This is a genomic window from Treponema sp. SP13 (genome assembly GCF_050938355.1).
Taxonomy (GTDB): Bacteria; Spirochaetota; Spirochaetia; order Treponematales; family Treponemataceae; genus Treponema_D; species Treponema_D socranskii.
Window position 1 is genome coordinate 283,450 of the sequence record NZ_JADOVM010000001.1, and the last position, 15,283, is coordinate 298,732.

The window sequence follows — 15,283 nt, forward strand, 5'->3', positions numbered from 1 at the left end:
CATACGTATGCAAGTTTTACAGGAGGAATACAATGTTTATAGTGGATGAAAAAGACAAAGAGTATCGATTTAAGGACAGCGGTCCGAAATATCTGATGAAAGGGCCCCGCATGAATTTCGCAATCGTACAGTTCCAAGCGGGGCAAGATTTCCGCGCTCACTATCACGACATAATGGAAGAAGATTTTTACATACTTGAAGGCGAAGTCGATATTGTCGTAGATAACGTCGTCCATCATTTGACAAAGGGGCAGTTTATCCACATTGAACCGAAAGAAGTTCACTACGTGATCAACCGTTCGAAAAGCGTCATGCGCATGGTTTCATCGCTCGCACCGTACCGGGAAAACGATAAAATCGAAGTCGATAATCCCGTACTCGATTGAAAACTTTGAAATGAGGAAGTCATTACAGACGACGGCGTAATCGACTCGTCGCCCATGAATTCGAGTTTAGTTGCAAACTTGATTATACAGGAGGTGTATATGAATCGATTGAAGAAAAAAGGAATGCGGCTGGTATTTGCTGCGGCATTCGTCGCAATTCTCGCATCCTGCACATCGAACCGCGTCGCAGTATTAACCGAACGCGTCCGCGTCATTCGAAATCAGGAAGACATGAACGCTCTCCTCGGTTTCAACGGAGACTGGTCGGCAAACAGTAAAATCGGTTTTTTAAACGGCGATGTCCGCGAATGGAAAGCGGCCGATACGGGTTTGCCGTTTGACGGCGTCGTCATCGAACGCGGCGCAGATGTCAAAGTATGCGTACCCGGTAAAGTCGTATCCTACGGACAAAAAACGCTTTTTGTTCCGGCAGGAAAATTTATTAAAATAAAATCGGGTGCCAAACTGCAGATCTGGAACGGCAAAACTCTGTACGATTTCGATACGTTCCACTTTATCGTCGGCGGCACGGGTACAAACAATCCCGAAGTATCGCAAAAAACGGCCGGCACGGCGGCGGTAAGCATTCTGAACGATTCTTTCAAATATGCGATCGACATCGATAAGGGCGGCACGCTCATACTCGGTTCGAATAACGCAAATGCAAACGACTCGGCGGTTCTCTGGCTCGCAGACGGCAGGTCGATCGGAGCAGATGGAAATCCGAGTCCCTATGCAGGTTCGATCCGCATTGACGGTGATCTCCAAATTGCATGCGGCGCAGGTGCGGGCGTCGCTAAAATCCGTACGGTGCGAAATCTCAGAGGCGCAGGTTCGACGCTGACGGGAAGCGGCAGATTGTATATTCACGGATTAAATAAAATACACGGAAATGCGATCTTCGCGATCAACGAATTCGACCGCGGAGAATATTCGGACGGTATGGATTGGATCGACGAGCCGTATATCAAACTCGGCACAATCGAAATCGTCGCGGAAGGAATCGAAGGCATCTACAACCCCGACGGCACTGTCGACGGAAGCCCCGGATACAGAAACAATGCAACGGCTGGCTTTTACTATGTCGCACCGAGCGGTACAATCGACGTCGATCACATGATCGTAAAATGCAATAACAAAGGTACGACGGCTGACGCGACCGTCGCGTTGGCAAATTTCAACACCGAGCGCGGTATTCTCGGCGGCAAAGTAACGCAGGCCGGACCGAAAGCCCGGCTCGGAGATGTGTACGTCTACAATGCTGCGGAAAAAGACAAAGACGGCCCGCTTTCGGCAATATATACCGTACAGGGCGTTTTCGACGCGACCGTCGACGGTAAAGTAAAAATCGAATGCCCGAACGGAGGAGCCGCGGCAATTGTCGCGACGGGACACAACCGGTGGACAGGTGCGGAAAAAACGGTTTCGCGGATGGGCTCGGTCGAAGCGACGGCAAAAGGGAAAAACGCGTTTTTCCAAAGCGCAGCCTTTAACGGATTCGGCACCTATGTAAAAGGCGACGTCAAAATCAGCGGATACAATGACGGCAAGATCGCTCCGTTTATCGGCGCGGTTCCTCCGGGTCCCGATATGGGAAAAGGCGGCAAGCCCGGCATTGCGCCCGAAGCAGAAGACGTGCGCAATGAACAATTTATCGTTCAAGGCGGCATCGTCGACATAGGCGGAAAAGTTTCGGTTGAAAATACGAATAAAAATTTCTACGCGCTCGTAAGCAACGAAAAAGATGCGACGACGACGGTAAGTTCGCTCTTTATCAACGGAATGCCTATCGGTGCAAACGAAAACGCATCGACGACAGGAGCAACGGGTCAATCCCGCTTTATAAACGAAGGTACGTTTACGATCAAGCAATAAACTTCGCATAAAACGGATGTTTTAAAACTTGCGGCCGCGCACGACGCGCGGTCGTTTTTATTATAAAAGAGCATTCGAATGCTTGATAAAAAAATCGATGCCGTATATATTTTATTAAATATGTCGTCGGCAGATAAAATTATCGCTGCGGTATTAAGCGGTACGAAAGATAAAAACATAGCGTTCGCGGATTTATGTACATTATTGACCGCGCTCGGATTTGTCCATCGGGTAAAAGGGAATCACTTTATGTATGCGAAAGACGGTATCCGTGAAATTATCAATATTCAACCTAACGAAGACAAAGCGAAAGCTTATCAAGTACGGCAAATACGTGCTATCATTCTGAAATATCACATGGAGGTATAGCCATGCATAAATACGAACGAATCATCTATTGGTCGGAAGACGACGGTACTTTTATCGTCGAAGTGCCGGAGTTGCCCGGATGTATGGCTGACGGCGATACCGCCGAACATGCATTGCAAAACGCCGAAATTGTCATTACCGAATGGTTGGAAACCGCAAAAAAACTCGGCCGTGATATCCCGGTACCGAAAGGAAAACTGATGTACGCTTAAAAATGTGTGCGGGAAACCGGCGCATTTCCGAACAGATGGACGAGCAGACCGCATTTGTCATTTTTTCGTTTTTTCATTATATTATAGCGATAAGGATATTATCATGGAAAAAAAATTGACACCGATTACGCTCCTGTGCGGATACCTCGGAGCGGGAAAAACGACGCTTTTAAATAACGTTCTGACGAATCAAAAAGGCTATAAAGTTGCCGTCATCGTAAACGATATCGGAGAGGTAAACGTCGACGCGAAACTCATCGCCGACGGCGCGAAGATCACCGACACGAGCAGCATCGTTCCGCTTACCAACGGCTGTATCTGCTGTACGCTCAAAACGCAGCTCGCGCAAAATATCGAAAATCTTATTAAAACGGGCAAATACGATTACATCATGATCGAAGCGAGCGGTGTATGCGAACCCATGCCGATCGCGCAGGAACTCGAAACGATTTCAAACGGCAAACTCGACAATGTCGTCGGCGTCGTGGACGCGAAACGCCTCGTCGACGAATTTTCAGGCGGAGATGCGCTGCTCAAAGAAAAGGAAGAAGACGACATCGAATCGCTGCTCGTTCAGCAGATCGAATTCTGTTCGACATTATTAATTAATAAAATCGATTTGGTGAGCGAAGCCGAATTGAAAAAAGTCCGCGCCGTCATCAATACGATTCATCCGAACGTAAAGATCATCGAAACGCAAAACGGCAAAGTACCGGTCGAAGACATCATGGGCACGGGATCGTTCGATTTTGAAAAAGTATACGGAAGCGCCGGCTGGTGCCGCGCGATCGAAGAAGAGGAAGAAGAAGGCGAACACCATCACAAAGAAGAAGGCGACAGCGGCAGCGACGAAGACGAATACGGCATCAGCACGTTCATCTACACGAGGCGGAAACCCTTCGACCGCGTAAAGCTCGACTCTTACGCGAACCGCTGGCCGAAAAACATTATCCGCTGCAAAGGCGTCATGTGGTTTAAAGACGAACCCGATATGGCGTGGGTATTCGAAACGAGCGGCCGCCAAATCCAAGCGGGGTATTCGGGCGCATGGCTCGCCTCGTGTCCGAAAGCCGAACAGGAAAAAGTGCTCGCAGAAAATCCGCAGATGAAAAAAGATTGGGATGCGAAAGTCGGCGACAGAATGATAAAGCTCTGCATTATCGGGCAGGATTTGGATAAAGAAAAAATCTCGAAAGAACTCGACGAAGTTCTCGCGGATTAAAAAAAGCAAGTTTTCGCTCATCGGCACAGGCCGCCGATGGGCAATCGATTTTCGGGCGGCGCCTTTTGCACTTCTGCCGCCCGTTTGCAACCGCCGATTACTTTTTTCCGATTTCGCCGATCGCCGATACGACGCCCGCAAGATTTTGAAAATCCGCCGGCACGATGATTTTCGTCGCCTGTCCGTTCGCGGCTTTTTCAAGCGTTTCAAGGCTCCGAAGCTTCACGACCGCTTCGTCGATGTGCACGTCTTTGATCATCTGCAATCCGGCTGCCGTCGCCTGCTGCACTTCGCGGATCGCCTGAGCTTCGCCTTCGGCTTTTCGTATCTGCGCTTCTTTTTCAGCTTCCGCATGTAAGATCGTCGCCTGCTTTTGCGCTTCGGCTTCGAGGATGCGCGCCTGCTTTTGTCCTTCGGCGACGAGGATTTCCGACTGCTTTTGCCCTTCTGCGATCAATATCTTTTCGCGCCGTTCGCGTTCGGCACGCATCTGCTTTTCCATCGCTTCACGGATCGCTTCCGGCGGCATGATGTTTTTCACTTCGACGCGGTTTACTTTGATGCCCCACGGATCGGTCGCTTCGTCGAGTATCGAGCGCATCTTCGTGTTGATGACGTCGCGGCTCGTAAGCGTCGCATCCAAATCCAGCTCTCCGATAATGTTGCGCAGCGTCGTCGCACTTAAATTCTCGATTGCGAGCATCGGGTTTTCGACGCCGTAGGTGTACAGCTTCGCATCGGTGATCTGCATATAGACGACGGTATCGATTTTCATCGTAACGTTATCTTTTGTGATAACCGGCTGCGGCGGAAAATCGAGTACGCGTTCTTTGAGCGACACTTTATTTGCGATGCGGTCGATAAACGGCGTCTTTACATGCAAACCCGTCTGCCACGTCGCAATATACGTACCGAGCCGCTCGATAACGAAAGCGCGCGCTTGCGGAACGATTTGAATATTCGTGATGACAAGCACCATGACGATGACAACCAATGCGATGACAACATATAAGTTCATAATTCCTCCCAAAATTATATCGGCACGACGACGGCGGTATTGCCTTCAAGCCGAACGATTTTGCACTCCGCCCCTTTTTCGATCGTCTCGCCGCTTTCCGATCGCGCAGTCCACACGATGCCGCCCGCTTTTACCGCACCCTTATCGAACTCCGTCATGCGCTCCGTAGCGAGCACCTTTTTGCCGATAAGGCTGTCCGCGTTCGTCGGCATTTTTTTTGCGAGTTTTTTTACCGCAAGCGGCCGCGTAAAGATGAGCAGCGCAAGTGAAATCACAACGAAAATAAAAAGCTGCCATCGAAACGGAATCGGTGCGAGCGATAAAAAAACCATCGCCAAAGCGCCGAATGCAAACCAAATCGTCGTGAGTGCCAGCGTAAGCGATTCGATGACAATGCAGAGAACGACGACGATGAGCCAAAACCACGGCAAATTATTCAAAATAACCATCGGCATGGTTGCAGTATAGCATAAAAACCGTTTTTTGTGTACGCATCGTGCGTTCCGCGCTGACGCATTTCGTTTAATATATGCTTCTTTTTCGCGCATACCTTTCCGGCACCCCCTGTCCATCGGCTTTTACACGGTGCTGTTTATTTGTTATTAAAAGCGATATAATAACTGTATGAAAACATACGATACCCTTATCATCGGATTCGGCAAAGCGGGAAAAACTCTTGCGGCAAAGTCGGCAAAAAACGGCGAAAAAGTCGCTCTTATTGAAAAAGATCCGGCAATGTACGGCGGTACATGTATCAACGTCGGCTGTATTCCGTCAAAACGACTCATAACGGAAGCGGCCCTTGCGCCCGAAAACGACTTCGATCTGCAAAAGATCCGTTATAAATCGGCAATCGAAAATAAAAACGCGCTGACGGCAACGCTCCGAGCCGCCAATTACAATAAATTGATTGAAGCGGGTGTCGACGTGATAGACGGTACGGCTTCTTTTTTGAGTTCTTCATCCGTCGAAGTAAAGGACGCAGACGGAAAAACGCAAACGCTTGAAGCGAAAAAATTCGTCATCAACACGGGTTCGCTTCCTTTTATTCCGGAAAATTTAATAACGGAAAACAATACCCGCGTTTTCGTTTCCGAAACGATTATGAACTTAACCGAGCTTCCGGAACGACTGACCGTCGTCGGCGGCGGGTACATCGGACTGGAATTTTCTTCAATGTACGCAAACTTCGGATCGAAAGTTACGATCGTTCAGCGTGAAGAAGAATTTCTTCCCAAAGAAGACCGCGACATTGCCGAAGCGATTAAAGGCGTACTGGAAAGCAAAGGTGTCTCTCTTATAACGGGTGCGCATATAAAAAATATTGACGGTGCGAATCTTTCATATATGAAAAATGCGCAAGATCTTACCCTTGCAGGAGACGCCGTGCTTTTGGCGCTCGGACGCCGGCCGAACCTTGCCGCGCTGCACGTCGAAAAGGCCGGTATTGCGCTTACCGAAAGAGGTGCGATCGCAACGGACGAGCATTTGCGGACTTCCGTGCCGAATATATGGGCGGCGGGAGACGTATGCGGCAATTTGCAGTTTACGTATATTTCGCTCGACGATTCGCGGATTATTTTATCCGATATGAATGGAACGAAGGATCGTACGACTGAAAACAGGGGCGCTTTTTCTTATTCGGTTTTTATCGACCCGCCGTATTCAAAAGTCGGACTCGGAGAAAAAGAAGCGAAAGCGCAAAAGCTCGATTATCGTGTCGTAAAGATGAATGCGGCGGCAATCCCGAAATCGAAAGTTTTGAAAAAGAGCGAAGGCGTACTCAAAGCGATCATCGACAATAAAACCGGCTCGATTTTAGGTGCCGCGCTCTTTTGCGCCGAATCGTACGAAATAATCAATACGATAAAGCTTGCCATGGACCATAATATTCCGTATACCGCGCTGCGGGATTTTATCTATACCCATCCGACGATGTCGGAAGGTTTAAACGATCTGTTCGCACTGTAGTATACGGATTATACAAGTGCAGGCTTGACGCTACCGCAGGCATGACGCTCGTATTTTTTTGTTGCAAAATCCGCAATTCTCATATATACTGTTATTGTATTTCATATACTTCAAGTATACTGAAAAAAAACAGGAGGATTTAATATGAAAGGATTTGCAATGCTCAAAATCGGCGAAACGGGCTGGATCGAAAAAGATCGCCCGAAATGCGGCCCGATGGATGCCATCTGTAAACCGCTCGCGCTCAGCCCGTGTACGTCCGACGTTCACACTGTCTGGGAAGGTGCAATCGGCGACCGACACAATATGATTTTGGGTCACGAAGGCTGCGGCGAAGTCGTCGAAGTCGGCGCATTGGTCAAAGATTTCAAACCGGGCGACAAGGTTTTGGTTCCCGCGATCACACCGGACTGGAACTCCCTCGAAGCGCAGGCAGGTTATTCGATGCATTCGGGCGGCATGCTCGCCGGTTGGAAATTTTCCAACTTTAAAGACGGCGTATTCGGCGAATTCTTTCACGTAAACGATGCGGACGGAAACCTCGCTCACTTGCCGGACGGTGTCGAAGTGCAGTACGCTCCGATGCTTTCGGATATGGTTCCGACGGGCTTCCACGGAGCCGAACTCGCGGACGTTCAGTACGGAGATTCGGTTCTCGTTATCGGAATAGGACCGGTCGGTCTCATGTCGGTAGCAGGTGCGAACCTGCGCGGCGCTTCCAAACTCTACGCTGTCGGAAGCCGCCCCGCCTGTATCGAAGCTGCAAAATTCTACGGCGCAACCGATATCATCAACTACAAAAACGGCCCGATCGACAAGCAGGTTTTGGACTTAACGCACGGCAAAGGTGTCGATAAAGTCATCATCGCAGGCGGTACGGTCGACACATTCGACGAAGCCGTCAAATCCTTAAAAGCCGGCGGAAAAATCGGAAATGTAAACTACCTCGGCGAAGGTACCTATATCAAGATTCCGCGCGCCGAATGGGGCGTCGGTATGGGACACAAACAGATCAACGGCGGTCTCATGCCCGGCGGCAGACTCAGAATGGAAAAACTCGGAAGTCTCGTCGCGTGCGGCAAACTCGATCTTTCCAAGCTGATCACGCATAAATTCAACGGTTTTGAAAACGTTGAAAAAGCGCTGATGTTGATGAAAGACAAACCGGCCGATTTGATTAAACCGGTCGTCATCATCTGATCTGAAAATATACGCGGAGGGGGCGGCAAGCGATTTCAAATCCGATTTCAAGCCGCCCTCTTCTCTTTTTCAAAACCCTATGCACATATTGATCGTTTCGGGATTTTTGGGCGCAGGCAAAACGACTTTTATCCGAAAGCTTGCCGAAAAAACCGACAAACGCTTTGCCGTCATGGAAAACGAATACGGAGATGCCGGCATAGACGGAAATCTGCTCGAACAAAACCGCTTAAAAGTATGGGAACTCACCGAAGGCTGCATCTGCTGTTCGAAAAAATCGGACTTCGCCATGTCCGTACTGACGATTGCAAACGGCGCAGACTTCGAATACCTTGTCGTCGAACCGACCGGTGTCGGCTTGTTAAGTTCCGTCATCGCAAATCTGCACAAAATCGAATATGAGCACATACGGCTTTTAAAACCCGTTACCGTAGTCGATATCGACTGTATCGATTCGTATCTTACGACCTTTGAAAAATTTTACGCCGATCAAATCGAAAACGCTTCTCATATCGTCGTCTCCAAGACCGAAAACAAAACCGAAGCGGAAATCGAAAAAGCCGTCCGTACGCTCAAAGGCCTCAACCCCGATGCGGATATAACGGCACAACCCTACGATTCCATCAATGCGGCATGGTGGGGAGCACTTTTCGATATAACGAAAAATGCGTTTACCGGCAAAACTGCGTTGTTTCCGCTTCCGCTTTCGGCCGCCCCCGATTTGGAAACGGCGAGCTTTACCGGCATCGCGATTCAGTCCATAGAAGAATTGATAAGCTATCTTTCGGCGCTCATCGCCGAGCGCTTCGGCCGCGTCTACCGCGTCAAAGGCTTTGTCCCGATAAACGGACAGTGGGCGAAATTCGACGTCGTCGACAAACGCTACAACATCGAAACCTGCGATGCGATGAGCGAATCGAAGCTTACCGTCATCGGCAAAGACCTCGACAAAAACGCGCTCAAGCTGATGTTTAGCTGTTGACAGAATTGCCTTTTTCCGATAGAGTGATAAAATATCGTACAATTCGGTAAAGGTAGGTACAAATATGTCCAGAACTTGTGATGTTTGCGGAAAATCGCTCATGTACGGTCACAAAGTAAGCAATTCATATAATCATACGAAACGCACGTGGCGGCCGAATCTCCACAAAGTAAAAGCGATCGTCGACGGAACGACGCGCACGATCAACGTGTGCGCAAACTGTATCCGCTCGGACTATATCGACAAAAAAGTACGCATCCCTAAAGACGTGCGCATGGCTTTCGCCGAACAGGAAAAAAAAGCCGCCGAAGCGCAATAGGGTAAAGTTACCTCTAAAAACTGCAGTTTTAGAGGTTTCCAAAAGCCGTTTTGCCGTATCGTTTTATCACAATCTTACAAACCGCCTTTCGGGCGGTTTTTTATTTTAAGGAACGGCAGCGACCGAGGGAAACGTATTTCAAAAAAGGGACACACGGAAGTTTTCGGATGCCCGCCTCACGGACGTTTTTTCCGAACGCTACACATCGAGGACGAGACCGTCGTATGCGGGAAGCACCGAACCGCCGGCTTTCGCGATTTCCGACAAAACCGGAAGATCTTCCGTCCGCCGTATGCAGTACCGCGTTATATCGGCATGGCTCATATTGTGGCTCATGTGCGTAAGCCAGGTACGGTGCGGCCTTATAAGAGCTGCGCTTTCCATCGCTTGAAAATACGAAAAATGCGTCGCGTGAGGTTTTTCGCGAAGTCCGTCTATGACCGCGTGTTCTATGTGTCCGCCGTATGCGACGATCGTTTCGATCGAGCTTTCGGGTATGCGGCTGCAGTCGGTGAGATAGGCGATCGAACGGAATGAAGCTCCGTCTCGGACGCTCAAAAGCCAGCCCGTCGTCTCGAGCTCGCCGTGAAACATCGGAATCGGAATCGCGCGCACTTCTCCGATATAAAGCGGCTTCTTTCCCGAAAAGCGCGATGCGTTTATCAAATGCAGCTTGGGCTTTCCCCCTCCGATCTGCGTCGGCTTAAAGATATAGTCGAATCTCTTTTGTATGCCCGAAATCGTATTTTCATCCGCATATACGGGAAGCCCCGCTCCCGGCGATTCATCCGTCTCCGCTCGATGCGTGCCGCGGAGCGCTCCTTCGGATTTCGTGTGACTGTAGATGCGCAGGTCGTCGAGTCCCGCAATGTGATCGGCATGAGCGTGCGTCAAAAGCACGGCGTCGAGAGAATCGATATGATGCGCGAGCGCCTGTATGCGGAACTCAGGCCCCGTATCGATGACGATGTGCGTTTCGCGCCCGTCGGCGTTTCGATGCGATATGTACGCACTGCACCGAAAGCGCTTGTCTTTCGGATCGAGCGAAGTACACACGCTGCAATGACAGGAAATCGCAGGTACGCCGTGACTCGTACCGGTGCCGGTTAAAATCATCCGCATACGGTCAGTATAGCGCCGATGCGTACGGGAAGCAATCGTCCGATTGTCACATCGCAAAAAAAATGATACTATGAAAACTACGCGCGAAATCGCGAAAGAGGGGTCTTGAATCATGCCGTATTCCGAACCGATGAACCTGGCCGTCGTTGCATGTCCGGGCGGAGAACGTTTCGCCGACGAAGTGATCACGCATCTGAAGCACATGTACAAGCATCGTTTTACGCTTAAAAACGATGTCATTTCAAAACGCTACGAACTGAATAAAGACGATCTTGTCAAAAAAATCAATTTCGAAAACGATATCGACGCGCCCGAACTCTACATCAAAGGCGATGTGACGAAATACCGCGCGCCGTCTTTTAAAATTCCCGCGCGCTTTACGTTTTTTGCAAACGGCGAATTCAAAACCGAACTGCTCGAATCGATACGCGGAAAAGACGTCTATATCTTCCAAGACATAGAAAATCACGAAGAGCTTTCGCTGAACGACGGCACGAACAAAGCCGTTCTTTCCGTCAACGACCACGTCATGTCCATGCTCGTGACGATCGATGCGGTGCGGCAAGCCGGAGCTGCAGCCATTACGCTCGTCGTGCCCGCCTACCCCTACAGCCGGCAGCACAAAAAAAAGGGACGCGAAGGACTGACTGCGAGTATGCTCGGCCACATTTACGAATGGCTCGGCGTAACGCGGATCATTACGCTCGACATCCACTCGCGCGAAATCGTCAATGCGTTCAGTTCCGTCAATCTCGAAAACCTGCACGCAAGCTATCAAATCATCCGCGAACTGAGCAAGATCGTCGACTTGACCGGTGAAACGGAGGATTTGGTCGTCGTATCTCCCGACACCGGCGCGATCGACAGAAATAAATTCTACGCGGTCGGATTAAAGCTGCCGCTTGCGATGATCTACAAAGAACGCGATTATTCGATCGTCACGCAAAACGCAAAGAATACGAACATCAAATCGATTAAACTGCTCGGCGACGTGCACGGTAAAGTCGCCTTCCTTGCCGACGATATGCTCGGCACCGGCGGCACCCTTTTAAAAGCGATGGGCTTTTTGAAAGAACAGGGTGCGACGAAAGTGATCGCCGCGATCAGCCTGCCGTTCTTTACCGGCAACGCGATCGACCTCTTCGACGAAGCGTACCGACAGGGGCTTTTTTACCGCATCATCGGAACGAACGCCGTCTATCACGAAGCGCTGTGCAAACGGGAATGGTATATCAACACGAGCGTAAGCGGTCTCTTTGCAAACGTCATCATGCGTGTTCACTATAACCAATCGCTGAGCCGCCTGCTCGAAAACCGCACGCTCATCGAAAAGATGGAAAAGCAGACCCAGCCGCTGCAACCGAAAACATGATGAAAAAGACCGTACTCTCGGCCGACATCGGAACGACATCGCTGAAAGCCGCACTGATCGATGCCGAGGGCAATGTCAAAGCGTTTGCGAAAGAATCGTTTGAAAAGCCGGATGAACGGCATATCGCGCAAAGATGGTTTCCCGCTCTGTGCAGTGCGTCGAAAAAACTCATCGATGCGGCCGGAAAAGACGATATAGCGGCGATCGGCATTTCGGGAAACGGGCCGACGATCGTTTCCGAAGACGGAACGACGCTCTTGTGGAACGCCGACATAAAGCCCGTACCGATCGCGGGAACTCTTGCCGCGCATTCTCTTTTTATCCCGCGCATCGCAGCGTTTCGCGAGCTCTTTCCCGCCGAATGGAACGCTTCCCCGTATATCTATTCCGGGCCGGAATACCTCATTCATAAACTCACCGGATCGAATTTGACGATTTTACCGGAAGCGCGCTACGAGAGCGCATATTGGACGCGCGAACAGCTCGAAGCGGCATCCCTGCCTGAAAGCAAACTCCCGCCCTACGTTCCGATCGCAAGCGATGCGGGAACGACACACGAAAAAGCGACGGCTGCTCTCGGCTTAAAAAAATCGGTACGTGTTTTTTGCGGAGGCCCGGATTTTATCGCCGCGATGATCGGAACGAATTCCCTTGCCGTCGGAAAGATATACGACCGCGCAGGTTCCAGCGAAGGCGTCAATATCTGCACACCCTTTCCGCTGCACGCAGAACGCGTGCGCTCCCTGCCTTCCGTCATGAGCGGACTTTGGAACGCGTCCATACTGCAGACCGAAAGCGGGCGCATGTTCGTCAACTACAAGACAATCGTCGAAGCGATCATGGAAAGAGAGTTTTCATACGAAGAACTCATCGCGTACTGCCTCGAACACCCCGAAAGCGACGGCTTCGAAATCCTGTCGCTCATCGCCGAAAATTTGCACCGGTCGTTTTCCGTCCTGCTCGCAGCTGCCGAAAAAAACAATATCCGCGTCATCCTTCCGGTCGTCGTAACCGGCGGCCAGACGAAAAACGAACAATGGATGCAGATGAAATGCGATTATGCGTGCATTCCGCTTGCGCTCACCGCCTGTCCCGACGCGGAGCTTATAGGAGATGCGGCTGCGGCCTTTACGGGATTGGGCGTGTACGGATCGCTCGAAAAAGCCGCTTCTTCCCTCGTAAAAATTATTAAAACATACAAGCCGCGGAGCGCGCTATGAAAATCTGCCGCCTGCCCGAAAAGATCAAAACAATTATCTTCGACATCGATTCGACTCTGTACACGAACGGCGCATACGTGTCTCATCAAAGCGAAGTTCAGCTCCGCCGTTTCGCAAAAGTACGCGGCATATCCGAAAGAGAAGCCCGAACGATGTTCGACGATTACCGAAGCGAATGGTCGAAAACGCACGGCGGACAAAAAATAAGCGAAAGCAATACCTTTGCCGCGCTCGGCATCCCGATCGAAACGTGCGTCGCGTGGAGGAACGAGCTCATCGAACCGGCCGATTTTTTATCGCGCGACGAAAGACTCCTCGAAGCTTTGCAGACGCTTAAAAGATCGTACGCGCTCGTCTGCGTTACGAACAATCCCGTAAGTGTCGGACGTAAAACGCTTTGTGCGCTCGGCGTCGAAGACTGCATCGCGAGTGTCATCGGGCTCGATACGTTCGGAAAATCGAAACCCGCGCGGGAACCCTTCGAAAAAGCAGCCGAAGAGACGGGAGCCGAGATCGCAGAATGCCTCAGCGTCGGAGATCGCTACGATATCGATATCGTTCTGCCGCTTGCAATGGGCATGGGAGGAATCCTCGTTGACGGGGTTTCGGACGTGTATAAACTGACGGATACGCTGAATTTTTCGTGTAAATAATTTTTGCACGACAAATTGTTTTTATTTCATTTACCGTGTATAATATAGAAATATGAGGTCTATCGTGAAAATCAAAAAGCTTGAGCAGACAATCGAATTTACGAGCGACGGCAGTCTCCGTTTCTTTTTTATCGGAACGGGAAGCGCCTTTGCGAAAAAGTATTTTCAAAACAATGTGTTGATTATAAAAGGCAAAGATCACGTGCTCGTCGACTGCGGAGCCGTCTGCCCTTATGCGATGTACACGTATCATTCGTCCATCGCGTCCGTAAGAAATTTGCTCATCACACATTCTCACGCGGATCACATCGGCGGGCTCGAAGAAGTCGCGCTCGTCGGCCGCTATACGACGAAGATCCGGCCGAAGATGGTTATCACCGATCAGTATAAAAAAATTTTATGGAACCAATCGCTCAAAGGCGGCTGCGCATACGGCGAATATACCGACGGCGCTTTTATGACCTTCGAAGATTATTTCGATCAGATAACGCCGCGCCAAATCGCGCGACTGCCCCGTCCGCTCTACGAAGCGAACGTCGGATCGATCAACATCAAACTCTACCGCACGCATCACATTCCCGATAAAACGGGTTCGTGGCGCACATCGTTTTATTCGGTCGGCGTGCTTATCGACGATCGCATCCTCTTTCCGGGCGATACGCAGTTTGACAGGGAGCTCCTCGATTGGATGTGCGGTTCGTACGACATCGAATACATCTTTCACGACTGCCAATTTTTCCCCGGAGGAGTACACGCGTATTACGAAGACTTGAAAACGCTTCCGGCGGATATGAAACGGAAAATGTCGTTGTGCCACTACGGCGACAACGTCGATCAATACGACGCAAAAAAAGACGGTTTTGCGGGATTTACAAAGCGCGGCGTCTATTACGATTTCGGAACATAATGCGTCCGGCTGCCGCGCCCGCATATTAAAAAAGTGTTGTTTGGTCCATTAGCTCACCTGGATAGAGCGATTGCCTCCTAAGCAATAGGTAACGCGTTCGAATCGCGTATGGGCCGTAATTAATAATTATTAAAATTTTGGAACGGGGCGTTGCGGGCTTCGCCCGCCGGTGCCTGCGCAATTCCGCTTTCGCTCCAGCCGTCCCGCTCGCATATCTCGCTCCGACGGCCGCTCCGCGTTGCTCCGGCGCCTAACGCGTGTGCCCAAGCTTGCGCAGATCTTGTCTGAGTGCCGCACAAAATTCTTGACACAAAACCGCACGTGCCTTGACGCAAAAAAAAACTTTTACTATACTGCTCTCATAACCGGGGTGGAAACGGCACTGCCGCGACCTGAGATTATACCCGCAGAATACCGTATGGTATTCCAACCTGATCCGGATAATGCCGGCGGAG

General features: G+C 50.3%; 16 protein-coding genes and 1 tRNA gene. 14 read left to right on the forward strand and 3 right to left on the reverse strand.

What is annotated here, in order from left to right:
• The first annotated feature begins 32 nt into the window (after positions 1-32).
• From IZU26_RS01295 to IZU26_RS01315, 5 genes are all read left to right on the forward strand, one after another.
• Positions 33-386 (forward strand): cupin domain-containing protein, encoded by a 354-nt coding sequence (locus IZU26_RS01295; RefSeq protein WP_021330467.1) that lies wholly within the window; start codon positions 33-35, stop codon positions 384-386.
• Between the two features lie 99 nt (positions 387-485).
• Positions 486-2,261, forward strand: coding sequence for a hypothetical protein (locus IZU26_RS01300; RefSeq protein ID WP_433276154.1), 1,776 nt, complete (start codon positions 486-488; stop codon positions 2,259-2,261).
• A 78-nt stretch (positions 2,262-2,339) separates the two neighbouring features.
• Entirely contained in the window at positions 2,340-2,630 is a 291-nt protein-coding gene (locus IZU26_RS01305) for a type II toxin-antitoxin system HicA family toxin (RefSeq protein WP_433276156.1), read from the forward strand.
• A 2-nt stretch (positions 2,631-2,632) separates the two neighbouring features.
• A complete protein-coding gene (locus tag IZU26_RS01310) occupies positions 2,633-2,842 on the forward strand; it encodes a type II toxin-antitoxin system HicB family antitoxin (protein ID WP_187384643.1) in 210 nt (69 codons plus the stop codon).
• Between the two features lie 103 nt (positions 2,843-2,945).
• Complete coding sequence (locus IZU26_RS01315; RefSeq protein WP_021330470.1) at positions 2,946-4,064, forward strand: CobW family GTP-binding protein; 1,119 nt, start codon at positions 2,946-2,948, stop codon at positions 4,062-4,064.
• Between the two features lie 97 nt (positions 4,065-4,161).
• Here IZU26_RS01315 and IZU26_RS01320 read toward each other — a convergent pair whose 3' ends face one another.
• Complete coding sequence (locus tag IZU26_RS01320) at positions 4,162-5,082, reverse strand: SPFH domain-containing protein (RefSeq protein WP_433276159.1); 921 nt, start codon at positions 5,080-5,082, stop codon at positions 4,162-4,164.
• A gap of 14 nt (positions 5,083-5,096) precedes the next feature.
• A complete protein-coding gene (locus IZU26_RS01325; protein WP_433276161.1) occupies positions 5,097-5,537 on the reverse strand; it encodes an NfeD family protein in 441 nt (146 codons plus the stop codon).
• Positions 5,538-5,706: 169 nt separating this feature from the next.
• Between IZU26_RS01325 and IZU26_RS01330 the strand changes: the two genes are divergently transcribed.
• The 4 genes from IZU26_RS01330 (at position 5,707) to rpmB (ending at position 9,554) form a co-directional block, all read left to right on the forward strand.
• Positions 5,707-7,053: an FAD-dependent oxidoreductase gene (locus IZU26_RS01330; RefSeq protein ID WP_433276163.1), complete on the forward strand. Its 1,347-nt coding sequence runs from the start codon at positions 5,707-5,709 to the stop codon at positions 7,051-7,053.
• Between the two features lie 144 nt (positions 7,054-7,197).
• Complete coding sequence (locus IZU26_RS01335) at positions 7,198-8,253, forward strand: NAD(P)-dependent alcohol dehydrogenase (protein WP_432998257.1); 1,056 nt, start codon at positions 7,198-7,200, stop codon at positions 8,251-8,253.
• Positions 8,254-8,332: 79 nt separating this feature from the next.
• A complete protein-coding gene (locus tag IZU26_RS01340) occupies positions 8,333-9,235 on the forward strand; it encodes a CobW family GTP-binding protein (RefSeq protein ID WP_433276165.1) in 903 nt (300 codons plus the stop codon).
• A gap of 64 nt (positions 9,236-9,299) precedes the next feature.
• Entirely contained in the window at positions 9,300-9,554 is a 255-nt protein-coding gene (gene rpmB / locus IZU26_RS01345; RefSeq protein ID WP_433276167.1) for a 50S ribosomal protein L28, read from the forward strand.
• 198 nt (positions 9,555-9,752) lie between these two features.
• On the opposite strand, the gene IZU26_RS01350 is transcribed toward rpmB, so the two are convergent.
• Positions 9,753-10,676, reverse strand: a complete 924-nt coding sequence (locus IZU26_RS01350) for an MBL fold metallo-hydrolase (protein ID WP_433276169.1) — start codon at positions 10,674-10,676, stop codon at positions 9,753-9,755.
• A 112-nt stretch (positions 10,677-10,788) separates the two neighbouring features.
• Between IZU26_RS01350 and prs the strand changes: the two genes are divergently transcribed.
• The 5 genes from prs to IZU26_RS01375 all read left to right on the forward strand — a co-directional run bounded on the left by prs (position 10,789) and on the right by IZU26_RS01375 (position 14,944).
• Positions 10,789-12,048 carry a ribose-phosphate diphosphokinase gene (prs, locus tag IZU26_RS01355; RefSeq protein ID WP_310822736.1) on the forward strand — a complete coding sequence of 420 codons (1,260 nt, stop codon included), beginning with the start codon at positions 10,789-10,791 and terminating at the stop codon, positions 12,046-12,048.
• A complete protein-coding gene (locus IZU26_RS01360; protein WP_433276171.1) occupies positions 12,048-13,268 on the forward strand; it encodes a hypothetical protein in 1,221 nt (406 codons plus the stop codon). The genes prs and IZU26_RS01360 overlap by 1 nt, the downstream gene beginning before the upstream one ends.
• Positions 13,265-13,921 (forward strand): HAD family hydrolase, encoded by a 657-nt coding sequence (locus tag IZU26_RS01365; RefSeq protein WP_433276172.1) that lies wholly within the window; start codon positions 13,265-13,267, stop codon positions 13,919-13,921. The genes IZU26_RS01360 and IZU26_RS01365 overlap by 4 nt, the downstream gene beginning before the upstream one ends.
• A gap of 52 nt (positions 13,922-13,973) precedes the next feature.
• Positions 13,974-14,828, forward strand: coding sequence for an MBL fold metallo-hydrolase (locus IZU26_RS01370; RefSeq protein ID WP_433276174.1), 855 nt, complete (start codon positions 13,974-13,976; stop codon positions 14,826-14,828).
• A gap of 42 nt (positions 14,829-14,870) precedes the next feature.
• A tRNA-Arg gene (locus tag IZU26_RS01375) sits at positions 14,871-14,944 on the forward strand.
• Positions 14,945-15,283 lie beyond the last annotated feature (339 nt).